Genomic DNA, 25,700 nt, shown 5'->3' with positions numbered 1-25,700 from the left:
GGTCTGCTGGCCAGCGCCCTGATGCGCGCGCCCGAAAGCGTGGCGGAGCGGGCCGGCTGGCTGGAACCGCATGTCGAATTCTATTGGCCCGAGGAGGGGGAGGAACCGGTTCCCGCGGTGATCCTGTTCTCCGGCTGCGGCGGAGTGCGCCAGCAGCAAAGCGAGTACGCGAATGCGGCCAACCGGGCCGGCGTGGCCGCGCTGGTGGTCGATTCGCACGCCGCACGCGGGATCGGACGCCTGGCCGGGCGCCTGCAGGTTTGCACCGGATTGCGCATGCGCGGTCAGGCGCGGGCCGGCGATGTATTCTCCGCGCTCCAGATCGCCCGTAACGATCCGCGGATCGATCGCGAGCGGATCGCGCTCGCCGGCTGGAGCCATGGCGGCTGGAGCCTGCTCGATGCGCTGAGCTACGCGCGAGACGCAGAGGCGCCGCCCGGACTGGAACGCCTGCCGGGAGTACCTCTGGAGGGGGTGCGCGGGGTGCTGCTGGTCTACCCGTATTGTGGCTGGATCATACGCGCAGACCGCGAGCCGATCGTGGCGGACATTCCGGTCACGGCCTGGCTGGTGGAGAAGGATCGCATCGCGAACCCGAATGCGTGCGCACAGATGTTCGAGCGGCAGACCCGCCAGGGCGCGGCGATCGACTGGACGCTGTATGAGGGCCTGACCCATGCGTTCGACGCGCCCGACCAGCCTTTCGACCCGCGCATGGAGTATGATGAGGACGCGACGCGGCAGGCCCATGCTCGCTTTGCGGCCTGGCTCAACGAATCCTTGGCGGGAGACGCCTCCCCGCGCTAGCCTGCGGCGTGGTTCGTGAAGGAAAAATCGTCCATGCGCCTCCTACTACCACTACTACCACTCCTGCTGTCGGTCCTGACCCTGGGCAGTGTGACGGCCTGCGGGCCGGGCGATCCGGCGCCCGAGCTGAACGGCCCGGTCCTGCTGATCGTGGCCCAGGCGCCCGAGCCGAGCGAAGAGGCCCCGGACGCGGAGGGGCTGTATGTCACCTATTCGATTCCCACCCAGGACGCCCGCACCTTCACCCGGCAGGACCTGGCCAGCCTGCGCTGGCGCCAGATCGAGAGTGACTTTCCAGCCGGCAGCCGGGCGCGGGTGTTCGAGGGACCGCGCCTGTCCGCCGTCCTGGCCGAGGCTGGCGTGCGGCCGGATACAAGCGTGCGCCTGACCGGATTTGACGGGTACGAGGCCGAGATCGATGCACGCATGATCGACCGGCACGAGCCCATCCTGGCGATGCGCGCGGACGGCCGTGCCCTCGCGACCGGCGGGCTCGGCCCGCTCATGCTCGTCTGGCCCCGGTCCAACCGCGGCGAGCTGGCCGACATGGAAGACGATTTGTGGGCATGGGGTGTTTTTGCCATCACACCCATTCCCGCGGACACCGCCAGCGGGACCCCGGGCGAGGGCAACTGACACAGCCCGGTGCAGGCGAACGCTTTGAATCTCGCGCGATCGCGCTAAGGTCCGGACCGGACGTGTTGCACGCGGGGGAGCGCGGCGCACGCAAGACGGGCCTGTCAGGCGCGACGCGGAACGAGGCTCGGCCTTGTCCGATCCGCGAACCCTGCCGGCCAGAAAGCGCTTGCCGTGCTGAAGACCCCCCGCCTAGTGTCTTGAAGGGTTCACAAGGGGGTCCGTGAAACGGATGGAAAAACTTCAATCGATTCTGGTAGCGGTCGATGGCTGGGTCTGGAGCCCGGTCCTCGTGGCGCTTCTTTTCGGTACGGGCCTGTACCTGACGATCGGCCTGAAATTCATGCCGGTCTACCGCCTCCCGGCGGCGTTCATGATGATGTTCTCCAAGCCGAACAAGGAGGATGAGAGCGAAGGTGAGATCAGCCCGCTGGCCGCGCTGTTCACAGCGCTTTCGGCCACCATCGGCACCGGCAACATCGCCGGAGTCGCGACGGCAATCACGCTAGGCGGACCTGGCGCCGTCTTCTGGATGTGGATGACGGCCCTGGTCGGATCGGCGACGAAATACTCCGAGGCTGTCCTGGCCGTGAAATACCGCGAAGTCGACGACCGCGGCGAGCATGTCGGCGGCCCGATGTATTACATCAAGAACGGGCTCGGCAAAAAATGGATCTGGCTGGCCTGGCTCTTTGCCCTGTTCACGGCCATCGCGGCGTTCGGCACCGGCAACCTGGTACAATCCAATTCGGTAGCGGCGCTGTTTGAGTCCAATATCGGCATTCCGGTCGTCGTCACCGGCGCTATCCTGGCGCTGCTTGTCTTCTTCGTCATCGTGGGCGGCGTGAAATCGATCGCCCGGGTCGCCTCTGTGCTGGTCCCCTTCATGGCGCTGGCCTACATCGTTGGCTCCATCGCCGTGCTGGCGACCAATTTCGGGGCCGTGCCTGCCGCCTTCGCCTCGATCTTCACCGAAGCCTTCTCCGGCACTGCCGCAGCCGGCGGCTTCATCGGCGCCGCCTTTGCCGCGGCGATCCGGGAAGGCGCCAATCGCGGCAGCTTTTCCAACGAGGCCGGTCTGGGTTCGGCAGCGATTGCCCACGCCAGCGCGCAGACCCGCAATCCGCACCGGCAGGGCTCGATCGCCATGCTGAGCCCCTTCATCGATACCATCGTCGTGTGCACGATGACCGCGCTGGTCATCCTCACCGCGACCGGCAATTTCCAGTACAACCCGGCCCGGGCCGCACTGGGCCAATGTGAAGCACAGGGCCTGCTCCAGGCGCCCGAGGGCGGAACGATCACGGGGCTTTATCTCGCCGCTCCGCAATCGGACCTGTCGGGCCGCGAAGCGACGATCGCAGACGGTGGCGCCCAGGTCGCCGCCGCATTGCGGGCCTGCGAAGCGGCAGGTGTGGATCTCGATCCTCTGGCCATCGCGGCCGCGACCGACGCGACGGTTCTCGGCGACACCGACCGGGTCTGGCAATCGGGCATCGCCTCGGCCGCCGACGTGACGGCACAGTCGTTCGGAGCCGCGCTTCCGGGCGGGGAATGGATCGTCACCATCGGTCTGATGGTCTTCGCCTTCACCACCATTCTCGGCTGGGCGCTCTACGGCGAGCGCGCACTGGAATTCATGGTCGGAACGAAGTTCATCTTCCCCTACCGCATCATGTGGTGCGTGGTCGTGTTCATCGGGGCGGTCTGGACCAACGACCTCGCCTGGACGGTGGCCTCCATCGGTAACGGAATGATGGCCGCGCCCAACCTGATTGCGCTCCTCGCGCTGTCGGGCACCATCTTCGCGATCGCCAAGCAGCACGGGGCCCGCCCCGGCGACAAGGGCGATCACAAGCTGGGAGAGAGCGAAACGCCCATTCCGGCGCCGAGCGCCAGCGACGACACGCCCGAGCCGAAGTCCTGATCGCTTCGGCCTGGACCTGTCTGAAAAGCCCCGGCGCAACCGCCGGGGCTTTTTCTTGCGACGATCGGTGTGTGGTACACAGGAGGCGCGCTAGACACCCCATTCCGCGAACAGGGTCTTGGCCAGCGGATCGATCGCGTCCCACCGCTTGTAGCGGTGGCCCTGCTCACTGATACCGCGCCAGGCGGAAGCCAGGGCGGCCCGGTCGCTGGATGCGATGGCGGCGACCGGGTCGATGGACACGCGGATCGTGAAGAGAACACCTCCGCTGCCCGGCAAGCGCCTTATCGTCTGGCGCTCGACGCGCAAATGAAGCAGGCGCGCGGCATCCGCCGGCCCGGCGCATTTCGCCCGCTCGATTAGCGGCGCGCTGTCGGGTGTGAACCGGTCGGCGCCCGGCTGAAGCGTCCAGTTGAAGCGCTCCAGCACCGTGTCGGGCTGGAGATGATCGAAGATGCGCGCAATGCGGTGCGAGAGCTTGTCTCCGCCCGGGACGGGACCGTGCAGGACGCCAAGGCCCGCACCAAAGGCCTGGTCGACGGAAAAGAAGGTCGGGCTGGTCAGAATGAGTGACGTCACGGTCCAGACTTCGCCCACCCGGTCCAGAACCACGAGATCGTCGCTGACCTGGCGTGCGGCGTCGATCAGGCAGAGCTTCCGGTCAGGGGGCGGACTACCCGATGCGCCCATGACCAGCCGGGCTGCTTCGGTCTCGCTCTGCGCCGCGTTCGCATCGCGGCGGTAGCAGGTCTCCGGCCGGTTCAGCCAGTGCCTGCGCGCGTCCAGCGTCGCAGCCTCGATATCCGGCTGCAGCCAGTCGTCCAGCGCAATCGGCGCCAGGGCCACCTGAAAGCGGGGCGGCCCGGAACGATAGGGCGCGTAGGGCGCAGCCCTCATCGGTTGAACAGCCTCATCACGCGCTCGATCCCGAACGCCAGGGCCATTCCCAGCGCGATGCCGATCGCATCGGCCACCAGATCCGCGACAGAAGCCGTGCGGTGAATCAGCGGGCTGGCCTGCACCAGTTCGATCAAGAGGCCGTAGCCTGCAAGCGCGATCGCCGGGTAGACCCAGCGCCATTTGGGCCATCCCATGCGCGCGAGCAGGGCAAGCGCGCCAAAGGCGCTGATATGGTCCAGCTTGTCCCATCCAAGAATACTGGTGTGCCCCGGCGCGCCCGGCCGTAACGCCAACGCGGTGACGAGAACCAGCACAAGCAGGAAGGCGAGGCGCAATTCGCGGCGATGGTTCAGCCCACTCAGCGCGTTTTTCGATGAGCCGCCGTCTTGTGACACCCGCCAGGCCTTTCTAGTTTGGCCGCTCTTTGATCGCGGCCCTCGGGGAGAGTTTATTAGATGACCGCCCTTCTAGACGATATCGAAACGCTTTGTGAGCCCCGCTTCGACTGGAGCCGCGACCAGGTTTCAGCGGTTCACGACGCTCCCTTCAGCGATCTGGTATTCGCGGCACAAAGCGTTCACCGCAAGGCGGGACACGGCGCCAACGAGGTGCAGAAATCCCAGCTTCTGTCGATCAAGACCGGCGGCTGCGCGGAGGATTGCGGCTATTGCAATCAATCGGCCCATTTCGACACCGGGCTGAAGGCCTCCAAGCTGATGGAGGTCGACGCAGTGCTTGAAAAGGCCGAACGGGCAAGGCAGGGGGGCGCCACGCGCTTCTGCATGGGTGCGGCCTGGCGCTCGCTGAAGGCGCGCGACGAGGACAAGGTCTGCGCCATGATTTCCGGCGTGAAGGCAATGGGTCTGGAGACCTGCATGACGCTGGGTATGCTGGAAGAGCGCCAGGCCCACAGGCTCGCCGAGGCCGGGCTCGACTACTACAACCACAATCTGGATACCTCGCCGGAATACTATCAGAAGATCATCACTACGCGGACATGGGACGACCGGATCGAGACACTATCCTACGTGCGAAAGGCCGGTATCAGCGTGTGCTGCGGCGGTATTCTGGGCATGGGTGAAGACAAGAGCGACCGGATCGGGCTCATCGCCGAGCTTGCCGCGCTCGACCCTCATCCTGAAAGCGTGCCGATCAATCATCTCGTCGATGTCGACAATACGCCCCTCTCCGGTTCGAAGCCTCTGGACGGGATCGACTTCGTGCGCGCCATCGCGACTGCCCGCATCGTCATGCCGCGGTCCGTCGTGCGCCTGTCGGCCGGGCGTGAAGGCATGAGCAAGGAATTGCAGGCGCTCTGCTTCCTGGCCGGGGCCGGCTCGATCTTCGTCGGCGAGGAATTGCTGACCACCCCGAACCCGGACACCGCCTTCGACAATGCGCTGTTCGGCGATCTGGGGCTTCAGCCCAAGGCCGCACCGAGCGCGCCCAAGGCGCGCGCGGCGGAGTAGAGGCCACTCGCCACACATTGAAATGCCGGACGCGCTACGCGCTATCCGGGATTTCATGAGCCTCATTGCGAGGAGACCCCGGCCCTCCTTGCGGCCGGCCCGGGTTTCCAAGGGCGGGGGGGCTAGCCTTCCTGGGCCTGTTCCTCGATCCAGGTGCGCATCTTGTCTTCAAGATAGGCCAGCGGCAGCGCGCCGTCTTCCAGCACGGCATCGTGGAATTCGGCCAGATCGAAATTCTCGCCCAGCGCCTCCTCGGCGTCGGTGCGCAGTTCGCGGATCAGCAATTCGCCCGTCTTGTAGGCCAGGGCCTGGCCGGGCCAGGAGATGTAGCGGCTGACCTCGTTGCGGATATTCAGCTCCGACAGGGCCGAGTTTTCCAGGAAGCAGGCCTCGGCCTCATCCCGGCTCCAGCCATACCAGTGGATGCCGGTGTCCGCGACCAGGCGGCAGGCGCGCCACATCTCGTAGGTCAGGCGGCCGAAATGCTCGTACGGGGTGTCGTAAATCCCCATGTCGAGCCCGATGCGCTCGGAATACAGCCCCCAGCCCTCACCGAAGGCGGTGATGTAGTTCTCGCGGCGGAACTCGGGGACGTTCTCCAGCTCCTGCGCGATCGCGACCTGATGGTGGTGGCCCGGAACGGCCTCGTGCAGGGTCAGCGCGGGCAGCTCGTAGAGCGGGCGCTGGTCGAGCTGGTAGGTGTTGACCATGTAACCGCCGGCGCGGCCCTCTTCCAGGCTGCCGCCCCAGTAGCGCGCCGTGGTGTAGGACGGGGCGATGGAGGCCGGCACCGGGCGCACGCCATAGGGCAGGCGCGGCAGGTGATTGAAGAAGGCCGGCATCTGATCGTCCGCCTGCTTGGCCAGCCAGGCGGCGTGCATCAGCAGCTCTTCCTCGGTCTCGGCATAGAATTGCTCGTCGGTGCGCAGGAAATCGAGGAATTCCTCGAAGCTGCCCTCAAACCCGGACTCCGCAATCACCTCTTCCATTTCGGCGCGGATGCGGGCGACTTCGGCCTGGCCGCGCTGGTGGACCTCTTCAGGCGTCTGGTCGAGCGTGGTGTGGTAGCGCACCAGCTTCTCGTACCACTCGCGTCCTCCCGGCACGCTCGAGATCCCGAGTTCCTCACGCCCGGCGGGCATGTATTCCTCGCGGAAGAATTCGGACAGCTGGCGATAGGCGGGCATGGCCTCCTCTTCGATGGCGGCAAGAGCCGCCTCTCGCAGGCGCGCGCGCTCTTCCTCGCCAATCGTCTCCGGCAGATTTGCGATCGGCTGGAACAGGACGCTTTCGGCTGGATCGTCTGCGATCTGGGCATCCAGCTGATCGGCTACGCCGGGCAGGATGTCCCTGGGCTGTGTCCAGCCCAGCTCCATGCCGCGTTCGAGCCAGGCCCGGTACTGGGCCAGATGGGCCGGCAAGGCCTCGATACGGGCAATCCAGGCCTCGGCCTGCTCGACGGTGCGCGGACGTTCCGACATGGCAATGAAGCTCGCCATCGACTGGAAGCCGCTATCGTTGGTGAAGGGCATCATCGCGCTGGTGGCGTCGGGCAGGGCGACCGCGTTGGACAGGATATAGTCGAGCACCGCATAGCTGGCGCGGTCCTGACCTTCCAGCGCGGTTTCGTCGATGTCCTCGAGACGGTCGTGGAACGCCTCCATCTGCTCATCGTCCGCGGTGATGGCCTCGAAGGACCTGTCCGGCCACATGGCGGCAGCCTCCAGATCGCCCTTGCGGCCCCGGCCGATGATGTCGCGGCTGTCGTTATAGGCTTCGTAGTCTTCAACCAGCTGCTCGAAGTCCTGGGCCGGCTGGGCCAGCGCCAGGCCGCCGAGACAGAGTGCGCCGAGCGTCCCGCTCAGCACGCCGGCCAACAAAGATGGGCGGTGCGTCATGTGTCGTCTCCCCGATCTGGCCCAGGACACCGCTCTGCGGCCATGTCCGGGTCTGTTCGAGGGGTACTCTAACGCAATCGGGCGCGGCGGCCAGACCTGCCCGTTTTTGACGTCACCACACGATGACGTCTATGCTCCACGAAGATATATCGGGGAGACTAAATCTATGCAACTTAAAGCATTTTTGGTGGCGGTCTGCACCGCTGCCCTGTGCGCGGCCGGTGCGGCCGCCCAGGAGCGCCAGGCCCTTGTCGGCGGAACGCTGATCGACGGAAATGGCGGGCCGCCCATTTACAACAGCGTCATCCTGGTCGAGGGCGAGCGCATTACCGCAGTCGGGACGGTGGACACGCTGGCCGTGCCGGACGGCTACGACGTCATCTCCACCGAGGCCATGACCGTCCTGCCCGGAATGTGGGAGATGCATGCCCACCTGATGCTGAACGGCCATGCCGACTACGATCACTGGCACCCGACCTATGCCGACCGGATGGAAGACGAGATCATGCCGGCTTCCGCGGTCCAGCTCCTGCTGGCCGGGGTCACCACGGCGCGCGATCTGGGCGCGCCGCTGGAGGAGAGCATCTCGATCCGCGAGCGCATCAATTCGGGCGAGCTGCCCGGTCCGCGCCTGTTCGTGTCCGGTCCCTTCATCCAGCACGAGCCTTATCCGGGCACCGACAATTATCGCTGGGGCGTGGACAGCGTGGCCGAGGCGCGCCGCCACGTGCGCACCCTCGCCGATGCCGGAGTCGACGTGATCAAGATGGTCGACCAGGACCAGATGACGCGCGAGGAAGCGCGCGCCGTCGTGGACGAGGCCCATAGCCGGGGACTACGCGTCGTCGGTCACTCCCACCGTCCCGAGGAAATCATTCTGGGTCTCGAGATCGGCGTGGACAATTTCGAGCATACCGGCCTGACGACCGCGCCGGAATATCCCGACCATGTGATGGACGCGCTCGTCGCACGCACCGCCCGGGGCCGGGTCAGCGGCGGTCCGCTCTTCTGGACCCCCACGATCGAAGGCCTGTGGAATTACGAGCGCACGCGCGACAACCCGGAACGGCTCGACGACACGTGCTGGCATCGCGGCCTGGAAGACGACACGATCGCGGACATCGAGGCCTCGCTGCAGAATGTCGACCAGCTGACCTATATGCAGCTTACGCCGCTGCGCCGCCCGACCCTGCAGCGCAAGTTCGAGCAGCTGCGTGAAGCCGGCGTGGTCATGATGATCGGCACCGATTCCGGCATCCCGACGAAATTCCACTGCCAGTCGACCTGGAACGAGTTCGACATCTGGACCCGCGAACTCGGCGTGCCGGTGATGGATGCCATTCGCGCCGGAAGCTACTGGCCGTCCGTCTTCATGGGCGTGGAGGATCAGTGGGGCCGCGTTCAGGAAGGCCAGTACGCCGATATCATCGCGGTGGACGGTGACCTTCTGACCTATCCCAGCCTGCTGCAGGACGTCGATCTCGTGATGAAGGGCGGCACGGTGTATGTCGAAGGCGGCCAGGTGAACGAGGCCGCGCTCGGACCGCTTGCCGAAGACTAGGCGGTCGCTTGATTGATAGCCTATCAGGAGGGGCAGGCCGGTGCGGCCTGCCCCTTTTTTTATGGCTAGCGCTTGAGGACTTGCGGCGTCAGGCCGAGGCCCTTGGCGATCATCCGGTCGACCTTGCGGCGCGGCAAATGGCCGGTCAGCCACTGGGTGAAGGGCTCCGGCGTGATCACGGTATTCAGCTTCGGCTTTGCATCGGTCAGCGCCTTGTGGATCGCGCGGGCGACCCGCTCGGGCGGAAGCCCGTCCCGGCCCCGCTTGAGCATGTATTTGAGAATCCGGTCGATGGCCTCGACATAGTCGGTGCCAGCATAGCGCTCGCGATCGAGCTGCTCGGCCTTGTCCCAGATCGGCGTGGCGATAGGCCCGGGATTTATGGCCACCACCTCGATGCCATACATCAGCATCTCGCGCCGCAGACTCTCGGTAAACGCCTCCAGCGCGTGCTTGGAGCAGGAATAAGGCGCCATCAGCGGGGCGGCACTGAACCCCGCGACCGATGAGATATTGACGATCCGCCCGGTCGGCCCGTCGTGATCGCGCTTGGCGCCCAGAAGCGGGGCGAAAGCCTGCACGGTGCGCAACGGTCCGGTCACATTGACGTCGAGCTGGCGGGTCATCTCCTCCTCGGCCAGATGCAGGATCGGCCCGGCGACCGCAATCCCGGCATTGTTGACCAGGCCGGACAGAGGGCGCCCCTCCAGGTGCTGCGCCACCTCCCGCGCGCCGTCGCGAAGCGTGCCGGCATCGGTGACATCCAGGATCAGCGGGACAACCCGCTCGCCCAGCGCTTCAGCGAGGCGCGTGGCGTCCTCCTGCTTGCGCACTCCGGCAAACACCTGCCAGCCGCGGCCGGCAAGGTCGGCGGCCGTCGCGTAGCCGATGCCGGTGGATGCGCCGGTAATCACCACGCTGCGAGACTCTGTCATGTTAAGCTCCTCCCCGATTTTTTCGCGAGCGTGGCGTGGCCCGCGACCTCCGTCAAACACCAGGTCGCTCCAGCGTCTAGCAAACGCGAAGCATTCTCAAATCTAGGCTGCGCAAGGGCTTAGAGCTTGCGTTGACCTGCGACTCGTCCGGATTATTGTCTGCTCCGGTATTTCGGCGGAACGCGGACCAGGCGCGCTTCTGCCTGTGTAGATTGCAAGGCGACTGCCCATGTCCACGAGAGCTTCCGATACATCGCTGGAGGGCCAAAGGCCGCTCTCCCCGCACCTTCAGATCTGGCGCTGGCACGCCACCATGGCGACCTCGATCTTCCACCGAGCCAGCGGGGTCGGAAACTATATCGGCGCGATCGCGCTCACCTTGTTCCTGATCGTGCTGTCGGGCGGACCGGAGAGCTATGCCTCGATCGCCTTCCTGTTCGAGGGCGCGCTGGGATGGGTGACGCGCATCGTCATGTTCCTGCTGACGCTCTCCTACAGCTATCACTGGCTGAACGGGCTGCGTCACCTGGTGTGGGACGCCGGAGTCGGCTTCGACCCGAAAGTCGCCAATCGGGTGTCCTGGCTTGTCATGATCGCCACACCCATCCCGGCCATCGTGATCTGGGTTCTCGCCCTGGGAGTGGCACAATGACCGATTACCGCACACCGATTTCCAAGGTCCGCGGTCTGGGCGCGGCCAAGTCCGGCGTCGGCCATTTCATCGGGCAACGCCTGTCGGCCATCGCACTCTTCCTGCTTCTGCCGGTCTTCCTGGTCGCCGTCGCGCTGAACTCGGGCAGTCTGGACGCGATTTATGCGCTGTTTTCCAGCCCGCTTGGCGCGATCCTGACGCTCGCGACCCTGACTGCGGCAATCTATCACATGCGCCTGGGTCTCCAGGTCGTGATCGAGGACTACATCCATAAGCCGGCCTCCAAGCTGACGCTGCTCGCGCTTAACACGCTGCTGTGCGCCGCACTCTGGATCGCCGCCCTGTATTCAATTCTGCGGATCGCCGCATAGGAGTTACGACGCCGATGGCCACTTACGAATGGACCGATCACACGTATGACGTCGTTGTTGTCGGCGCCGGCGGCGCGGGCCTGCGCGCCACGCTGGGCGCGGCCGAAGCGGGCCTTCGCACGGCCTGCCTGAGCAAGGTTTTCCCCACGCGCTCTCACACTGTCGCCGCACAGGGCGGCATCGCCGCCTCGCTCGGCAATATGGGCGAGGATAACTGGCGCTGGCACATGTACGACACGGTGAAGGGGTCGGACTGGCTGGGCGATCAGGACGCGATCGAATACCTGACCAAGAATGCGCCGCGTGCGGTCTACGAGCTGGAACACTGGGGCGTGCCCTTCTCGCGCACCGAGGACGGCAAGATCTATCAGCGCGCTTTCGGCGGCATGACCAAGAATTTCGGCGAAGGCCCGGTTCAGCGCACCTGCGCGGCGGCGGACCGGACCGGCCACGCCATGCTGCACACCCTGTACGGGGAATCCTTGAAGCAATCGGCCGAGTTCTTCATCGAGTATTTCGTGATGGACCTCATCATGGACGATGAGGGTCATTGCCGCGGTGTTACCGCGTGGAAGCTGGATGACGGCACGCTGCACCGCTTCCGCGCGCAGAAGACCATCCTGGCGACCGGCGGCTATGGCCGGGCCTATTTCTCGGCCACCTCCGCCCACACCTGCACCGGTGACGGCAATGCGATGGTCCTGCGCGCCGGCCTGCCGCTCCAGGACATGGAATTCGTCCAGTTCCACCCGACCGGCATCTATGGCGCGGGCTGCCTCATCACCGAGGGCGCGCGGGGCGAAGGCGGCTATCTGACCAACTCGCAAGGCGACCGCTTCATGGAGCGCTATGCGCCCAGCGCCAAGGATCTGGCCTCACGCGACGTGGTGAGCCGGGCGATGACGGTGGAGATCCGCGAAGGGCGCGGCGTCGGCAAGAATTCCGACCACATCCACCTGCATCTCGAGCACCTGGATCCCGATATCCTGCACCAGCGCCTGCCGGGCATTTCGGAAAGCGCGAAGATCTTCGCCGGTGTCGATGTGACGAAGGAACCGATCCCGGTCCTGCCCACCGTGCACTACAATATGGGCGGCATCCCGACCAATTATCACGGCGAGGTGATGACCAAGGCCAAGGGCGATCCCGATCAGGTCGTGCCGGGCCTTATGGCTGTCGGCGAGGCGGCCTGCGCCTCGGTTCACGGGGCCAATCGTCTCGGCTCCAACTCGCTGATCGACCTTGTCGTCTTCGGCCGGGCCGCGGGCCTGCGCTGCGCCGAAACGATCGAGGCGGGCGCAAGCCAGCCCAATCTTCCGACAAAGGCCGGCCAGATCTCGCTCGACCGTCTGGACAAGTTCCGTCATGCCGACGGAGGCACGCCGACCGCCGAGCTGCGCAACAACATGCAGCGCGCCATGCAGGAAAACTGCGCGGTGTTCCGGACCCAGGACGTGCTCGACGAGGGCGTGAACAAGATCGCCGGCGTCTACAAGACGCTGGCCGACGTGAAGGTCAGCGACCGGTCCATGATCTGGAATACCGATCTGGTCGAGACGCTGGAGTTCGACAATCTGATCGCGCAAGCCGCCGTGACCGTGAACTCGGCCGCCAACCGCACCGAGAGCCGGGGCGCACATGCGCGCGAGGACTATCCCGATCGCGACGACCAGACCTGGATGAAGCACACGCTCGCCTGGTTCGACGGAGAGAACGGTACGGTCAAGCTGGATGACCGGCCGGTTCACACCTACACGCTGTCGAACGAGATCGACTACATCGAGCCGAAGAAGCGCGTGTACTAGACGGCGCGGAAAAGAAAGAACGACACGATGGTTGCACTGACCCTTCCCAAGAACTCGCAGATCAAGTCGGGCAAGACCTGGCCGAAGCCGGAAACCTCCGGCAAGCTGCGCGAGTTCAAGGTCTACCGCTACGATCCCGATGCGGGCGGCCCGCCGCGCTGGGACACGTATTACGTCGATCTGGACGATTGCGGGCCGATGATCCTGGACGCGCTGTTCTACATCAAGAACAAGATTGACGCGACGCTGGCATTCCGCCGTTCCTGCCGCGAAGGAATTTGCGGCTCCTGCTCGATGAATATCGGCGGGCGCAACACGATTGCGTGCACATCCGGCATCGACGAGTACAAGGGCAAGATCACGATCGCGCCCCTGCCCCACCAGCCGGTGGTGAAGGACCTCATCCCGGACCTGACGCAGTTCTACGCCCAGCTTGCCAGCATCAAGCCCTACCTGCAGACCGAAACCCCGCGTCCCGAGCGCGAATGGCGCCAGTCGCAGGAAGACCGCGAGCAGCTGGACGGTCTTTACGAGTGCATCCTGTGCGCCTGCTGCTCGACCTCCTGTCCGTCCTACTGGTGGAATTCGGACAAGTATCTGGGGCCCGCCGCTCTTCTGCAGGCCTATCGCTGGATCGCGGATAGCCGCGATGAAGCCACCGGAGAGCGCCTGGACGATCTGGAAGACCCGTTCAAGCTGTATCGCTGCCACACCATCATGAATTGCGCTCAGGTCTGCCCGAAGGGCCTGAACCCGGCCAAGGCGATCGGCAAGATCAAGGAATTGATGGTCGAACGCCAGGCCTGAACCACAAGGACGTGAAGCCTGGGAAGCATTTGGAGCCCCCGCCGGAGTCCGGCGGGGGCTCTTTCATGCACTTGCATCACTGACCGCATTCGCTCAGCGCAAGTCGGCGCCACAAACGCAGATTGTTTTTCCGCAGTTTTCAGCCTTAAACCGCATTCTGAATACGAAAATTCTTACTTTGCCAACCTATCGCGCTAGTTCAATCGCGTTAGCTACGCGAAGGACATACATGACCAGCAGCGAAAAGTGGGGACTTCGTCTGCGCGCATTCAGAATGCGCTCCCAGATCAAGCAGGAAGCCCTGGCCCGGTTGCTCGATATCAGCCAGGCTTATGTCTCCCGGCTCGAGGCCGGAGCCGTGATCCCCTCCGATGAACTGACCGACCGGATCAAGACGCTTCTGCGCCAACGCAAGAATCGTCCCCTGTTCGACGACTGGCGGGCCACGGTGCGGCATTCAACGGCGCTGATGAGCCTCATTCGCAAGGATGAGGGCGACATCCGTGTGGTCGAGATCTCGGACGCCCTTCGCGCGGCCAGCCCGGCATTCGAGCACGTCGCCGAAGGCACTTCAGTCACGACGCTGCTGGCTCCGGATTCACACAAGCTCGTGGAGGAGCTCGATGCGGACGGAGCGTTCGACGGCACGATCGCCCGGGCCAGAATTCTCTGGTCGGCGGGCGATCTGGACGCGGAGGCTTGCTTCGAGGCGATCAATCTTCCCGTCAGGGACGATATGGGCCGCTGGTATATCCACAGCACCCATACCAAGGTCAGCCGCACCGACTATAAACGCTGGCTGCAGTCGAATGCCGGTGCGGACGTGGTCATCGCCTGACGCGGCTCGCGCACCCTGAAGGCGATAAGGCCGGACGCGGCGCGGTGTTACTCGTCGCCCGGACGGGTCTCGGCCCCCTCCCGGGCCGGTGACCGCGGCACCCAACCGGCCAGATGTTCGGAGCGGGCACGCATGGCCGCGGTGGCCGCGTCTTCCTCGCGCGGCAGATCCGCATTGGGATCGAGCGGCGGTCCGAAGGCGAGCCTGTATTGAGCGCGCTTCTTCGCCAGGAGCTCGTGAAACACGGTCATGTGTTTGAGCTCCTCATTGACCTGGCCCAGCCCGTAGAACATCCAGCTCATGCGCTGATCGACGCCGAGCGGTAGGATCGGCGCATTGAATTTCTTTGCAAGGCCGACCGCGGTAGGCATCCATTCGGCCTCCTTGAGCCGGCGGGCCCGCCAGTCCCATTGCGACATCTGCCCGGCCGGGAAGACCACGATACAGCGGTCCTGGCGAAAGGCCGTAACGGCCTGGCGCAGCGTCTCGCGTGTCTTCTCCCTCGACCGGGCTCCCGCCCGCCACTCGACGGGAATGATCAGATCACTCAGGCCCGGACAGACGCGGATCGCATCCAGATTGGCAAAAAAGGCCATGTCCGGCCGGCGCGCGCGCAGGCCCTGCCAGAGCGCGATGCCATCGGCGATGCCGCCCGGGTGGTTGGCCAGGATCACGCACGCCCCGTGCTCGGGCACGTGGGACAGACCGTCCAGGTCGACCCGCATCGACAGGAAATCCTGCGCCCAGTTCATGGCATCTGGTCCGCTCAAACCGGCAATCGCGTCGGCTACCTCGACAGCGCGGCGATAGCCCAGAACGGGATAGAAGGCGGAGCGCACAATTGGCCAGAGAGGGCTCCTGCGCAGGCGGACCGCGCGTTCCTCGATAAGCTGGTCGACAATATGAGGGGCCGCTTGAGGAGCGGCGGAGGGCTCGCCGGATTCGACTGTCATGTCCTGTATCGTGCGCGAAACTGCGGCCGGTGCAAGAGGCGGGGTAAGATCGGTGCTTGCCAGGGCGGACCCGGGCTGTGACTGTCGCGGCCATGATAAATCTCAGTCTCGACCTGCTTGTTTCCACCACCGCCTCCGTCCTGGTCTCGCTCTCGGCTCAACTGCCCGGCTCGGCGATCGAAGGGCGCTATGTCGCGTCGAGCGGAACCGAGCAATGCCGCCTCGTGCTGATGGCTCCGGCCCGGCGGCCGGAGGATAGCCGGCTCAGCCCGGACACGGTGTCCGGGCTTGCTGCGGCACAGCCGGGCTGCGCGCTCCCGCTCAGCGAGACCGGCTTGTGGACGCTGTCGGACGAAGGCACGCGATTGACGCTGTCCGGCTTTGGCGGAGCGGCGCTCTGGAGCGGCGAGAGCGGGGAAGGCGGCAGCTGGGCAGGCGTCACGCCGGACGGGGAGCGCATCGCCCTGCATCCCGGCTAAAGCCTCGCGCTGGGCGTACGGGCGCACGCATAGCCCGCTTAGCTTCGAGCCTTTCCGGCCACAAAAGAAAAGCGCCGCCTGCATCCCGCAGGCGGCGCCTTTGTTTCAGACATTAAGCCTGGAGCTTAGAAGCTGACCCGGATGGACCCGGCGATCACTTCGCTCTCCAGATAATCGCGCCCGGACGTCTTCTCGTAGAGCGCCCCGACCGAGAAGTTGGAGGAGAGGTGGATGAACAGGCTGCCCGCGATTTCGCCCCAGCCGCCCTGGCGTTCGATGCCGCTGTTGACGGCAAAGACCGAGCCCGGCGTGGTGTTGAAGCCGGCCGTCAGGGCTTCGGCGTCGTCGTTGAACTCATGGGCCAGACCGACATAGATCGCAGGCTCGAAGATCGCGCCCTTGATCTCGAACTCGTCGGAAAGATTGAAGCCCACGCGGCCCACCAGGCTGTCCTGGGTGTAGCCGCCCACGGTCAGCGCAGCCGGCCCACCGGTCTCGGTGTAGCCATCCACGTCGGTCGAGGCGTAGCGCAGCGAAGCAGCCGGACGCAGCAAGACTGAATGCGGGCCGGTGATATCCGCCGCCGCTTCCAGCCCGGCCGTCATCGTCTCGGCCGAGAAGGAGGCGGATGCACCGCCGCCCACCAGGGCCGACCGGTTCAGGTCGATGTCCGAATTGGCGTATCCGGCATAGCCCGCAAAGCTGAACACGCGATAGTCGTAGGCCGCGTAGAGCGTGCCTTGTGTGGTTTCCGTCGCCGTGGTCGCCCGGGCAGCGCTGAACTGCTGGCTGGCCTCGGTGTCGGCCATGCCGACCGCACCGCCGACACGCCATTGCGGCGTCACGGCGTAGTCGACACCGGCGAGCGCGAAGCCGCCTTCATAGCCACCTTCGCTGTCGACGCTCGCCTGCAGGTCGCCATTCATCGTACCGCCACCGACATAGACGCTGGTGCGTCCCTGCTGGGTGAATTGCGGGCCGGCAGCACCCGTCTGGGCGTTCTGCAGGGCCAGCGTCGCGGCATCAAGCGAGGCGCCGGTGCGGCCCATCGCATTGAAGTTCATCATCGCATTGCTGCCCATGGACGAGCCCGGGGTATCGTTCTCGGCGGCGAACCGCGACGAGATCACACCCTGGAATGCGTCGACGTGCGCCGTTGCACTGCGCGCCGAGACGATCGATGCGGACGGAGCCAGCGAGGTGAGTGCCGTCGACAGCGTCTCGCCGCTCAGAAGGTCGAGGGGCTGGTACACGCCGGAAAGCGCATTGTAGCTGCTGCCCCGCGAGGCATCGAGCGCGGCACCGACGCCGGCGGAAAGGCCGTCCAGGTCGGCCGCGGCCGAGAAGCTCTGCGCGCGGACTTCCAGGTCGATCGACCCGGCCCCGTAGATCGGGGCGAGATAGAGAACGCCCGGCAGTTCGACCGTACCGTCGAACTCGCCCACACGCTCACCGCTATGGGTGATCACCGTCTGGCGGTCACCAAAGGTCGGGATATACCCGGCCAGCGGGTTGATGCCGGCGAGCCCGCCCAGCGACGCATCACCATTGATCAGGAGCGTGTCGCTAAGCTCGCCATCCCAATCGAACAGGACCATGCCGGCTGCGGTCTGAACATAGTCGCCGCTGATACCCAGCGTGCCGATCGCGTTCAGGTCGCCGCCGGTGACCATCCCGGCCACGTTCCAGTAGGTCTGGGTAGAGATCAGGCCGCTGCCGTAGGTCACACCGCCCGTATTCATGTATTCGCGGGCCATCAGCACGCCGTCGATCCGGGCACGGCCCGCGCTGTGATCGGTCGCGATCAGCGTGGAGAAGAAGTAACCGCTCTGCAGGTGGAAGTCGGCACCCGCCCCGGCGATATTCAAACGGTCGATCTCGACATTCATGTCGACCGTCGTCGTACCCGACGCGGCGAGAGTCACGTCGTAGAAGCGCGCGATACCACCGCTCAGGGCACCATCAAAGTCGCCGAACAGGCCATAATCATTGTTCGGCACGAAGTTGGAACTGCCGATGGCAAAGCCCGAGGACGGCGCGGAGGCTTGCGGCGAAGCGGGCGCGGCCGCGGCCGTATCCATCGCTTCACGAGACACGGAGAGATCGCCGGCCGCCGGAGCATCGGCCTGCGCCGCGACAACGTTGCCGTTATCGTCGAACGAGACCTGAGCCGGGCCGAAATTCATGATCGAACCCGAGACGGACCGTCCGCCGGCCGGGGCCGAAGCGGACGCGTCGCCCGCAGCGTCAAACAGCTCGTCATTGCGATAGCCATCGACGGTCGTGTCGAAAATCGTCCCGAAATACGGGCCTTCCGCAGTGAGCGCGTCGGTCGGCGTCTCCGGCGCGCTTTCGAGCATGCCGTTCACCAGCTCGCCGTCTTCGTTGACGATGAGGTAGTTGGGATCGAGGGCCCGCGTCCAGTGAGACCCGTCCGACCAGTTGCCATCGCCGGCCGCCGCGGTCACGTAGACATACGGGTTCTGCTCGGCAATCCAGTTCTGGAACAGGAAGAGCGGATTGTAATAGGAGACATCGCCGTAGATCGAGCTCGACGGCGAGGCCAAGCCCGCGACCCAGCCACCCGAAAGCACGCCGGTCACGAGCTGACGCCCGCCAATCTCGACAAACAGGCCGCCGCCGGAATCGCCGCCCAGCGTACCGGCTTCGCGCTCGGTAGCTTCGCCCGGATACCAATCGATCGAGTTGCTCGGCAGGATCACCGAGGTGCCATCGAGCGTGTAGCCGTCGCCAAGGTCGCCGGTCGTGTCGCAGATGATACCGTTCGGTCCGACGATCGCTTCGGCGCCGACAGCGCCGCCGCGCGCACAGGTGCCGTCACGATCCGGACGGTCGAAATCGAGATTGTAGAGCAGCTGATCGCCGACCGGGCCGAACCCGCCGCGGAAGCCGGCAACGCCGAAGGCGGCGCCGAGAAAATCGGTCTGGCTGAACAGGCCGTCCAGCATGTTCGTGCCCGCGCGGCGCTTGCCGTCAATGCCCTGGTTGGTGCCCGAACCGATGCCTGACCCGCCATAGCCGACCATGCTGACCGCAGTCGACTCCGTGATCGGGGAGAAGAGCATGCCGTAGGTCGGAAGGCCGATTGCCGGAGTGTCCAGCGTGGCCAGCGATACGTCGCCACCCGGGAATTCGAACTCGCCATCGAGGTCGAATGGCGCCTGGACCTGCAGCACGTTGAAGAAGGAGAGATCGGTATTGCTCGACCAGTTGCCCGAAGCGAGGCCGCGATCGCGCCAGTCGAAATAGCCGGGCAGGGTGTCGGTCTGGAAGCCGAAGCCGATCGGCACGCCGCCGGCCTGGTTACCGCCGAACTGGCTCTGGTCGATACCGTCCACGCAGTGGGCCGCCCACACGACGGTGCGCGGATTGATCAGCTGGCCGGTACACACGAACGTGCCGCCGGGCGTGCGGTTCCACATCATGCCGACGCCGCCCCAGACATTCTCGGTGTCAACCGCACCGTCAATGGTAACGTCGTCACGGACCGGAAGTGCGTTCGCGCTGCCGGTCATAGCCGCAGCGACGGCAGCCGCAGACGCGGCCGCGAACAGCGACGACTTCAATCGAAAGGTCTTGCTCATGATGTTCCCCTGGCAGTCATTGATCTGACTGATTTCTCGCTCGACGCGATTATCCCCTCGGCGATCTCGCCTTACAGAAAGGTAACCTATCCCGAAAATCGGCAAGTTCGCAATTAGACAGACTGTGGAAACGCGTATTCGCCTCGAACGTGAATAAATGTTGCCGATTTGCCTCATGTCGCTATCAGCGCGCAGGCGTCTTCGTGCTCTGAGCCTGGGCCGACAAAGGGACGAGAGGCCCCGTTATAATTGAATATTCCGGCGACCTTGGCCAAGCGGAAGCGGGTTCAGCCGAGCGCGATTCACCGAGGGATCGGCTCCGCGATAGGTGCGCCCGCGGCCTGGTCGCAAACGCCGTTTCCCGGGCGCCCGCAGACCCGCCGGGTGTGTCGCATCCAGCGCAGCGAACGCCCTGATTTCGTCGCAACTTTTGGGTGCAGCCGCTTCGGCCAATCCTCATGTCAGTTCTGGAATAGAGGCAGGAGACGACGCCGCAGGCCGGCCTGCGGCCGCAAGCCCTCACCTCGACAAGCCGCCTGGCCGGGGTTATCCCTCGCGCCATATTCTGCCGGGCACGTCGCCCGGGCCCTGCATTCCTGTCCAGGAGATCCCCATGACCCGCGAAATCCATCACTTCATCAATGGCAAGACCTACAAGGGCAATTCGGGACGCTGGGGCGATATTTTCGATCCCAATTCCGGCGAAGTTCAGGCGCGCGTCCAGCTGGCTACCGAAGCCGAGCTGGCCAAGGCGGTCGAGGCGGCAGAAGCCGCGCAACCGGCCTGGGCTGCGGTCAATCCGCAGCGCCGCGCGCGCGTCATGTTCAAGTTCAAGCAACTGCTTGAGGACAACATGGACGAGCTGGCACGCCTTCTGGCCAGCGAGCATGGCAAGGTCGTCGCCGATGCGCGCGGCGACGTCCAGCGCGGTCTGGAAGTGATCGAGTTTGCCTGCGGCATTCCGCACGTGCTCAAGGGTGAATTCACCGAAGGCGCCGGTCCGGGCATCGATGTCTATTCCATGCGCCAGCCGCTGGGCGTGGTGGCCGGCATCACGCCATTCAACTTTCCGGCCATGATTCCGATGTGGATGTTCGGCGTGGCGATCGCGTGCGGCAACGCCTTCATCCTGAAGCCCTCGGAGAAAGACCCGAGCGTGCCGATGCGCCTGGCCGAATTGATGCAGGAAGCCGGCCTGCCCGACGGGATACTGAACGTGGTGCATGGCGACAAGGTCGCGGTGGACGCGATCCTGACCCACCCCGACATCAAGGCCGTCAGCTTCGTGGGGTCTTCCGACATCGCCCATCACGTCTACTCGACCGGCACCGCCAACGGGAAGCGCGTGCAGGCGATGGGCGGCGCCAAGAACCACGGCATCATCATGCCGGACGCCGACCTCGACCAGGTCGTCCAGGATCTCGTCGGATCCGCCTACGGCTCGGCCGGGGAGCGCTGCATGGCACTGCCCGTGGCGGTCCCGGTCGGTGACGACACGGCCGACCGCCTGCTGCAGAAGCTGATCCCCGAGATCGAGAAGCTGAAGCCGGGAACCTCCACCGACCCGGACGCCGCCTACGGGCCTGTCGTCAGCGCGGCTCATCGAACGAAGGTGGAGAACTACATCCAGATGGGCGTTGACGAAGGCGCCGAGCTTCTGATCGACGGTCGCGGCTTCGAGCTGCAAGGACACGAGAACGGCTTCTTCATCGGCCCGTCCCTGTTCGATCATGTGACCCCGACGATGAAGACCTATCAGGAAGAAATCTTTGGCCCGGTCCTTCAGATCGTGCGCTCGAAGGATCTCGAGGAAGCGGCGCAACTCGCGAGCGACCACCAGTACGGCAATGGCGTCGCAATCTTCACCCGCAATGGCCTGGCGGCGCGCGAATTCGCTTCCAAGGTCAATGTCGGCATGGTCGGCATCAACGTGCCGATCCCGGTACCGGTGGCCTATCACACCTTCGGCGGATGGAAGCGCTCGGCGTTCGGGGACACCAACCAGCACGGACCGGAAGGCGTGAAATTCTTCACCAAGGTGAAGACCGTGACCCAGCGCTGGCCGAGCGGTGAAGTCTCCGACCAGGCCTTCATCATTCCGACCATGCAGTAGGGCTTCCCGCCTGCAGACATAGACGAGACAAAGCGCCGGGTGCCCATGGCCCCGGCGCTTTTTTGCTAGCTCATCTGCAATTGATTTGCAGATTCTCCCGCCGGGCTTTGCGTTTCCCATCGAAAGGTGAGAAAGTTTTATAACCAGTCGGCAAACGTGCGGGCGCCGCACCATTGCGGGTAGATCGGCCACGCGCCCGGCGGCCTTGCTTTTATTGTTAGTGTGTCGCATGCGCACCCTCAAGCGCAGCGGTTTTGAGCAGGTCTTTATTCCCTTGAACGACGACAAACCTCGAAAACGGGTCAAGCGCGGCCAGCGCCGCGCGCTCATTATTGAAGGCGCACGCCGCATCTTCGCCCAGCAGGGCCTGTCGGCGAGTACGCGCGACATCGCCGCGGAACTCGGCGTCACGCAAGCTCTTCTCTATAAGTATTTCGAGAGCAAGGACGCGCTCATCGAGGCTATTCTGGCGCAGGAGCCGGATGTGGTGACCCTCCCGGCGCGCGAGACCCTCGAGGATACGAGCCGCTCGCTCGAGGATCGGTTGACCGAAGTCTCGGCCGCGATTCTGAACGGCTATGACGAGGAGCGGCTGCGTCTGTCCCTGTTCGCCGGACTTGCCGGTATCCGCGCGCCCTTCTTCTTCGGCCCGGTCCAGCTGAGATCGGAGCTCCTCGAGCCCATCATCGCCGCCCTGCGCCTGGATTGCGGGCTGGAGCCCTTGTCCAGCCGGCCGCTGTGCGCCGCCGAGTTCGATCTGGCCATGGTGCTCTACGGAAAGCTTGTGTGCGTGGCCATGCGCGACTTAGTCTATCGGATCCAGACCGCGCAGGACCGAACCAAGGCCATGGATCAGCTGGCGCGCGTCTGGTGCACCGGGGCGCGGCCGGAGATTTGCGCCATTCACGAGAGCTGGGACGCGCAGGAACCGGTCACCCGCGAGGCCCTCCATGCCAAGCGTGAGCGCCTCGCGCGCACCGCGTGACGCAATTGCAAACCGCGCCCGACGCGCCAGGGTAGATTGTCATGACGAAAGCCTTTTCCTTCCGCACCGTGCCTCACATCGTGTTCGAGGCTGGCGCTGCGAAGCGGCTTGACGCCCTGATCGGCTCCGCTGCCGGACCCGCACGCAAGCTGTTCCTGCTGACCGATGCCGGGTTGCGCAAGACCGGCCTGCTCGATGGCCCGGTCGAGGCGCTGAAGGCGGCCGGCTACGAGGTGGAAATCTTCGATTCCGTGGTTGCAGACCCGCCGGAGTCCGTGATCCTCGAAGCGGTGGAGGCCGGGCGCCGGTTCGGCGCCGAGGCCGTGATCGGCTTTGGCGGCGGCAGCCCGATGGACACCGCGAAAGTCGTCGCCGTCCTGCTGCGCGGCGAGCAGGACTTGTCCACCATGTACGGCGTGGAGCAGGTGAGCGCCACGCGTCCGCCGCTCATCCTCATCCCGACGACCGCCGGGACCGGGTCCGAAGTCACGAATGTGGCCGTGGTCACGACGGGCGAGACCTCCAAGCGCGGCATCGCGTCGGGCGCGCTTTATGCGGACATGGCGATCCTGGACCCTGAGCTGACGCGGGGCCTGCCGCGGCACGTCACCGCGGCGACCGGCATCGATGCCATGGTCCACGCGATCGAAGCCTTCACCAACCGGCGCAGCAAGAATCCGGTCTCCGATGCGCTTGCGCTGACGGCGCTGGACCGCCTGCATCGCGGCCTCGAACGGGCGTGCGCGGACGGAAACGACACCGAGGCGCGCGGCGACATGCTGCTGGGCGCCATGCTGGCCGGCCAGGCCTTCTCCAATTCGCCGTGTGCCGGCGTGCACGCTATGGCCTATCCGCTCGGCGGAATCTTCCACGTGCCGCACGGCCTCTCCAACTCGGTGGTGCTGCCGCCGGTCCTGCGCTTCAATGCGTCGGCGGCAGAGGATCAGTACACGGAAATATCGGCGAGACTTGGTCTGAAGCCGGGGTCGGCGGGCCTGATCGACGAGATGGAACGCATCGCCGAAGCCGTGGGCATTGAACGCCGTCTCTCCCAGCTTGGCATCAGCCATAACGATGTGCCGCGCATGGCCGAGGACGTTGCGGCGAACGACCGCCTGCTGCCGAACAATCCGCGCGAGATGACCTATGACGACATTGTCGCTATGTACGAGGAAATTCTGTGACTGAACGCGCCGCGCCGGGCAGCCGTGAGGCCTATCGCGCGTTCGAGCCGATCGAGACGCGCTGGGCCGATAATGACGTATACGGACACATCAATAATGTGAGCTATTACGCCTTCTTCGATACAGCCGTAAACCGATGGTTGATCGCGGCGGGATTACTGGATGTGGAGGCGGGCGACCCGATCGGCCTGGTCGTCGAAACCGGGTGCCGCTATCACGCGTCGGCTGCGTTTCCCGACCGGCTCGAGGCAGGCCTGCGTGTCGCGCGCCTCGGGACCAGCTCGGTGCGTTATGAGATCGCGCTGTTCAGCGCCGGAGAGGACCTGGCAATTGCCGAAGGCTTCTTCGTCCACGTCTACGTCGATCGCGGCACGCGCCGTCCCAAACCCCTCCCCGAAGCGTGGCGCGAGACCCTTGCGAGCCTGACAGCTTGAGGCGGCGGACCTCACCTCTTGCGCTGCGGACGGTGCCGCCTCTAAGGCTGCGCCCATGAGACGCATCGAACGCCCCGTCCTCCTGAGTCTGGCTGCGGCCCTCGCCTTCGGCCTGCTGCTGGTCGCCGTGCTGGGCTGGGTGCTGAAAGGGGCGGGCGCATGACGCCCATCGCTGCACTCGATACCGCGATCGAGGAGGGTCGGCTCGAGGCCGATCCGGCCCAGCGCGAGGTGGCTCGCCGGTTGACCGGTCTCGCCGATGAGATCGAAATCTGGCGCGAGTCCCGCAAGAGCCTGTTCCGCAAAAGCCGCCCGGCGCCGACGGGGCTTTATCTGTGGGGCGGCGTCGGGACCGGCAAGTCGCTGATGATGGACCTCTTCTTCCGGGCCGCACCCCTGGAGAAGAAAAAGCGGGTCCATTTTCATGCCTTCATGCAGGACATCCATGCGCGGCTGGCCTCCGAACGCGAGCGGCGCGACCGCGATCCTCTGCCGCGCGTCGCCGCAGCCGTCGGCGACGAGACGCGGCTATTATGCTTCGACGAGTTCCAGGTCACCAACGTGGCCGACGCGATGATCCTCGGCCGGCTGTTCAAGGGCCTGTTCGAAGCCGGCGTGGTGATCGTGGCCACCTCGAACCGCCACCCGGACGAGCTCTACAAGAACGGGATCAACCGCCAGCTCTTCCTGCCCTTCATCGGCATGATCAAGGACACACTCGACGTGATGCGCCTCGATGCCGGGCGCGATTACCGGCTCGAACGGTTGAGCGCCGCGCCGGTCTATTACGCGCCGCTGGGCCCGGAGGCCGATGCGGCGATGGATGCCGCCTTCGACCGGCTGACGATGGGGGCCGAGCCGAGGAGCTGCACGCTGACGATCCAGGGCCGCGAGCTCTACGTCCCGGCCGAGGCCGCAGGCGTTGCCCGGTTCGATTTCGCGACGCTGTGCGAAAAGCCGCTCGGGGCCGCAGACTATCTTCGCCTTGCCGAGACCTTCGACACGGTCATGATCGATCACGTGCCCAGGCTGGATGCCGGCGGGCGCGATGCGGCGGCCCGCTTCGTGACCCTGATCGACGCGCTTTACGAGATGAAGACCAAGCTGGTGATGAGCGCGGAGGCCGAGCCTGACGCGCTCTACCCCGCCGGCGACGGTGCGTTCGAGTTCCAGCGCACCGCCTCACGCCTGATGGAGATGCGCAGCCAGGATTATCTTGCCGCCCGTCACCCGGGTCAGGATGAGGGCAGCGACAGCGGCACCGCCTGAAGAGCGCGATTTGGGATGCGCGGCCAGCCGGCGAATGGCATCATGGGCTCCGCAGTCGCACAAGGGGGGCTC

At 65.2% G+C, this 25,700-nt stretch carries 22 protein-coding genes; 16 read left to right on the top strand and 6 right to left on the bottom strand.

Annotated features, from left to right (window positions below):
- The first annotated feature begins 21 nt into the window (after positions 1 to 21).
- The 3 genes from PGP17_RS03265 (at position 22) to PGP17_RS03255 (ending at position 3,370) form a co-directional block, all read left to right on the top strand.
- Positions 22 to 807, top strand: a complete 786-nt coding sequence (locus PGP17_RS03265; protein WP_270374237.1) for a dienelactone hydrolase family protein — start codon at positions 22 to 24, stop codon at positions 805 to 807.
- Between the two features lie 33 nt (positions 808 to 840).
- On the top strand, positions 841 to 1,443 hold the full coding sequence (locus PGP17_RS03260) for a hypothetical protein (RefSeq protein WP_270374236.1): 603 nt from the start codon (positions 841 to 843) through the stop codon (positions 1,441 to 1,443).
- A 232-nt stretch (positions 1,444 to 1,675) separates the two neighbouring features.
- Entirely contained in the window at positions 1,676 to 3,370 is a 1,695-nt protein-coding gene (locus PGP17_RS03255) for an alanine/glycine:cation symporter family protein (protein WP_270374235.1), read from the top strand.
- A gap of 90 nt (positions 3,371 to 3,460) precedes the next feature.
- Here PGP17_RS03255 and PGP17_RS03250 read toward each other — a convergent pair whose 3' ends face one another.
- Together PGP17_RS03250 and PGP17_RS03245 are read right to left on the bottom strand one after the other, a co-directional pair.
- Positions 3,461 to 4,267: a heme-dependent oxidative N-demethylase subunit alpha family protein gene (locus PGP17_RS03250; RefSeq protein ID WP_270374234.1), complete on the bottom strand. Its 807-nt coding sequence runs from the start codon at positions 4,265 to 4,267 to the stop codon at positions 3,461 to 3,463.
- Positions 4,264 to 4,665, bottom strand: coding sequence for a VanZ family protein (locus PGP17_RS03245; protein ID WP_270374233.1), 402 nt, complete (start codon positions 4,663 to 4,665; stop codon positions 4,264 to 4,266). The genes PGP17_RS03250 and PGP17_RS03245 overlap by 4 nt, the downstream gene beginning before the upstream one ends.
- A gap of 60 nt (positions 4,666 to 4,725) precedes the next feature.
- Here PGP17_RS03245 and bioB point away from each other — a divergent pair, with 60 nt between their 5' ends.
- On the top strand, positions 4,726 to 5,739 hold the full coding sequence (gene bioB, locus PGP17_RS03240) for a biotin synthase BioB (protein WP_270374232.1): 1,014 nt from the start codon (positions 4,726 to 4,728) through the stop codon (positions 5,737 to 5,739).
- Between the two features lie 122 nt (positions 5,740 to 5,861).
- Here bioB and PGP17_RS03235 read toward each other — a convergent pair whose 3' ends face one another.
- Positions 5,862 to 7,637 carry a DUF885 domain-containing protein gene (locus PGP17_RS03235; RefSeq protein ID WP_270374231.1) on the bottom strand — a complete coding sequence of 592 codons (1,776 nt, stop codon included), beginning with the start codon at positions 7,635 to 7,637 and terminating at the stop codon, positions 5,862 to 5,864.
- 166 nt (positions 7,638 to 7,803) lie between these two features.
- Here PGP17_RS03235 and PGP17_RS03230 point away from each other — a divergent pair, with 166 nt between their 5' ends.
- Positions 7,804 to 9,198 (top strand): amidohydrolase family protein, encoded by a 1,395-nt coding sequence (locus tag PGP17_RS03230; protein WP_135945475.1) that lies wholly within the window; start codon positions 7,804 to 7,806, stop codon positions 9,196 to 9,198.
- Between the two features lie 65 nt (positions 9,199 to 9,263).
- Here the strand turns inward: PGP17_RS03230 and PGP17_RS03225 are convergent, their stop codons facing one another.
- On the bottom strand, positions 9,264 to 10,133 hold the full coding sequence (locus PGP17_RS03225) for an SDR family oxidoreductase (protein WP_270374230.1): 870 nt from the start codon (positions 10,131 to 10,133) through the stop codon (positions 9,264 to 9,266).
- Positions 10,134 to 10,362: 229 nt separating this feature from the next.
- Between PGP17_RS03225 and sdhC the strand changes: the two genes are divergently transcribed.
- The 5 genes from sdhC to PGP17_RS03200 all read left to right on the top strand — a co-directional run bounded on the left by sdhC (position 10,363) and on the right by PGP17_RS03200 (position 14,606).
- Positions 10,363 to 10,785: a succinate dehydrogenase, cytochrome b556 subunit gene (gene sdhC, locus PGP17_RS03220; protein WP_270374229.1), complete on the top strand. Its 423-nt coding sequence runs from the start codon at positions 10,363 to 10,365 to the stop codon at positions 10,783 to 10,785.
- The gene (gene sdhD / locus PGP17_RS03215; RefSeq protein ID WP_135945478.1) at positions 10,782 to 11,156 is read left to right on the top strand and encodes a succinate dehydrogenase, hydrophobic membrane anchor protein; all 375 of its coding nucleotides are present in this window, start codon (positions 10,782 to 10,784) and stop codon (positions 11,154 to 11,156) included. Before sdhC ends, sdhD begins: the two co-directional genes overlap by 4 nt.
- Before the next feature lie 14 nt (positions 11,157 to 11,170).
- Positions 11,171 to 12,961: a succinate dehydrogenase flavoprotein subunit gene (sdhA, locus tag PGP17_RS03210; RefSeq protein WP_135945479.1), complete on the top strand. Its 1,791-nt coding sequence runs from the start codon at positions 11,171 to 11,173 to the stop codon at positions 12,959 to 12,961.
- A 27-nt stretch (positions 12,962 to 12,988) separates the two neighbouring features.
- Entirely contained in the window at positions 12,989 to 13,768 is a 780-nt protein-coding gene (locus PGP17_RS03205) for a succinate dehydrogenase iron-sulfur subunit (protein ID WP_135945480.1), read from the top strand.
- A 229-nt stretch (positions 13,769 to 13,997) separates the two neighbouring features.
- The gene (locus PGP17_RS03200) at positions 13,998 to 14,606 is read left to right on the top strand and encodes a helix-turn-helix domain-containing protein (protein ID WP_270374228.1); all 609 of its coding nucleotides are present in this window, start codon (positions 13,998 to 14,000) and stop codon (positions 14,604 to 14,606) included.
- 47 nt (positions 14,607 to 14,653) lie between these two features.
- Here PGP17_RS03200 and PGP17_RS03195 read toward each other — a convergent pair whose 3' ends face one another.
- Positions 14,654 to 15,559, bottom strand: a complete 906-nt coding sequence (locus tag PGP17_RS03195; RefSeq protein ID WP_135945482.1) for a 1-acyl-sn-glycerol-3-phosphate acyltransferase — start codon at positions 15,557 to 15,559, stop codon at positions 14,654 to 14,656.
- A 92-nt stretch (positions 15,560 to 15,651) separates the two neighbouring features.
- Between PGP17_RS03195 and PGP17_RS03190 the strand changes: the two genes are divergently transcribed.
- Entirely contained in the window at positions 15,652 to 16,038 is a 387-nt protein-coding gene (locus PGP17_RS03190) for a hypothetical protein (RefSeq protein WP_270374227.1), read from the top strand.
- 125 nt (positions 16,039 to 16,163) lie between these two features.
- On the opposite strand, the gene PGP17_RS03185 is transcribed toward PGP17_RS03190, so the two are convergent.
- Complete coding sequence (locus tag PGP17_RS03185; RefSeq protein ID WP_270374226.1) at positions 16,164 to 19,643, bottom strand: autotransporter domain-containing protein; 3,480 nt, start codon at positions 19,641 to 19,643, stop codon at positions 16,164 to 16,166.
- A gap of 613 nt (positions 19,644 to 20,256) precedes the next feature.
- On the opposite strand from PGP17_RS03185, the gene PGP17_RS03180 reads away from it, so the two are divergent.
- The 5 genes from PGP17_RS03180 (at position 20,257) to zapE (ending at position 25,628) form a co-directional block, all read left to right on the top strand.
- Positions 20,257 to 21,756, top strand: coding sequence for a CoA-acylating methylmalonate-semialdehyde dehydrogenase (locus PGP17_RS03180; RefSeq protein WP_270374225.1), 1,500 nt, complete (start codon positions 20,257 to 20,259; stop codon positions 21,754 to 21,756).
- 274 nt (positions 21,757 to 22,030) lie between these two features.
- Complete coding sequence (locus tag PGP17_RS03175) at positions 22,031 to 22,741, top strand: TetR/AcrR family transcriptional regulator (protein WP_270374224.1); 711 nt, start codon at positions 22,031 to 22,033, stop codon at positions 22,739 to 22,741.
- A 41-nt stretch (positions 22,742 to 22,782) separates the two neighbouring features.
- Entirely contained in the window at positions 22,783 to 23,925 is a 1,143-nt protein-coding gene (locus PGP17_RS03170; protein ID WP_270374223.1) for an iron-containing alcohol dehydrogenase, read from the top strand.
- Positions 23,922 to 24,359, top strand: coding sequence for an acyl-CoA thioesterase (locus PGP17_RS03165; protein WP_270374222.1), 438 nt, complete (start codon positions 23,922 to 23,924; stop codon positions 24,357 to 24,359). The genes PGP17_RS03170 and PGP17_RS03165 overlap by 4 nt, the downstream gene beginning before the upstream one ends.
- 159 nt (positions 24,360 to 24,518) lie before the next feature.
- Entirely contained in the window at positions 24,519 to 25,628 is a 1,110-nt protein-coding gene (gene zapE / locus PGP17_RS03160; protein ID WP_270374221.1) for a cell division protein ZapE, read from the top strand.
- The last annotated feature ends 72 nt before the right edge of the window (positions 25,629 to 25,700 follow it).

The organism is Marinicauda sp. Alg238-R41 (assembly GCF_947331485.1).
GTDB lineage: Bacteria > Pseudomonadota > Alphaproteobacteria > Caulobacterales > Maricaulaceae > Marinicauda > Marinicauda pacifica.
The sequence above is the reverse complement of the archived record's forward strand: the minus strand, read 5'-3'. Positions and strand labels throughout refer to the sequence as shown.

What these genes read in the sequence shown, in the direction of transcription:
- zapE (WP_270374221.1), top strand. Translation starts at nt 24,519, where the DNA reads ATGACGCCCATCGCTGCACTCGATACCGCGATCGAGGAGGGTCGGCTC.
- PGP17_RS03250 (WP_270374234.1), bottom strand. Translation starts at nt 4,267, where the DNA reads ATGAGGGCTGCGCCCTACGCGCCCTATCGTTCCGGGCCGCCCCGCTTT.
- PGP17_RS03195 (WP_135945482.1), bottom strand. Translation starts at nt 15,559, where the DNA reads ATGACAGTCGAATCCGGCGAGCCCTCCGCCGCTCCTCAAGCGGCCCCT.
- bioB (WP_270374232.1), top strand. Translation starts at nt 4,726, where the DNA reads ATGACCGCCCTTCTAGACGATATCGAAACGCTTTGTGAGCCCCGCTTC.
- PGP17_RS03190 (WP_270374227.1), top strand. Translation starts at nt 15,652, where the DNA reads ATGATAAATCTCAGTCTCGACCTGCTTGTTTCCACCACCGCCTCCGTC.
- PGP17_RS03225 (WP_270374230.1), bottom strand. Translation starts at nt 10,133, where the DNA reads ATGACAGAGTCTCGCAGCGTGGTGATTACCGGCGCATCCACCGGCATC.
- PGP17_RS03260 (WP_270374236.1), top strand. Translation starts at nt 841, where the DNA reads ATGCGCCTCCTACTACCACTACTACCACTCCTGCTGTCGGTCCTGACC.
- PGP17_RS03200 (WP_270374228.1), top strand. Translation starts at nt 13,998, where the DNA reads ATGACCAGCAGCGAAAAGTGGGGACTTCGTCTGCGCGCATTCAGAATG.
- PGP17_RS03265 (WP_270374237.1), top strand. Translation starts at nt 22, where the DNA reads ATGCGCGCGCCCGAAAGCGTGGCGGAGCGGGCCGGCTGGCTGGAACCG.
- PGP17_RS03235 (WP_270374231.1), bottom strand. Translation starts at nt 7,637, where the DNA reads ATGACGCACCGCCCATCTTTGTTGGCCGGCGTGCTGAGCGGGACGCTC.
- PGP17_RS03255 (WP_270374235.1), top strand. Translation starts at nt 1,676, where the DNA reads ATGGAAAAACTTCAATCGATTCTGGTAGCGGTCGATGGCTGGGTCTGG.
- PGP17_RS03170 (WP_270374223.1), top strand. Translation starts at nt 22,783, where the DNA reads ATGACGAAAGCCTTTTCCTTCCGCACCGTGCCTCACATCGTGTTCGAG.
- PGP17_RS03185 (WP_270374226.1), bottom strand. Translation starts at nt 19,643, where the DNA reads ATGAGCAAGACCTTTCGATTGAAGTCGTCGCTGTTCGCGGCCGCGTCT.
- PGP17_RS03230 (WP_135945475.1), top strand. Translation starts at nt 7,804, where the DNA reads ATGCAACTTAAAGCATTTTTGGTGGCGGTCTGCACCGCTGCCCTGTGC.
- sdhA (WP_135945479.1), top strand. Translation starts at nt 11,171, where the DNA reads ATGGCCACTTACGAATGGACCGATCACACGTATGACGTCGTTGTTGTC.
- sdhC (WP_270374229.1), top strand. Translation starts at nt 10,363, where the DNA reads ATGTCCACGAGAGCTTCCGATACATCGCTGGAGGGCCAAAGGCCGCTC.
- PGP17_RS03180 (WP_270374225.1), top strand. Translation starts at nt 20,257, where the DNA reads ATGACCCGCGAAATCCATCACTTCATCAATGGCAAGACCTACAAGGGC.
- sdhD (WP_135945478.1), top strand. Translation starts at nt 10,782, where the DNA reads ATGACCGATTACCGCACACCGATTTCCAAGGTCCGCGGTCTGGGCGCG.
- PGP17_RS03205 (WP_135945480.1), top strand. Translation starts at nt 12,989, where the DNA reads ATGGTTGCACTGACCCTTCCCAAGAACTCGCAGATCAAGTCGGGCAAG.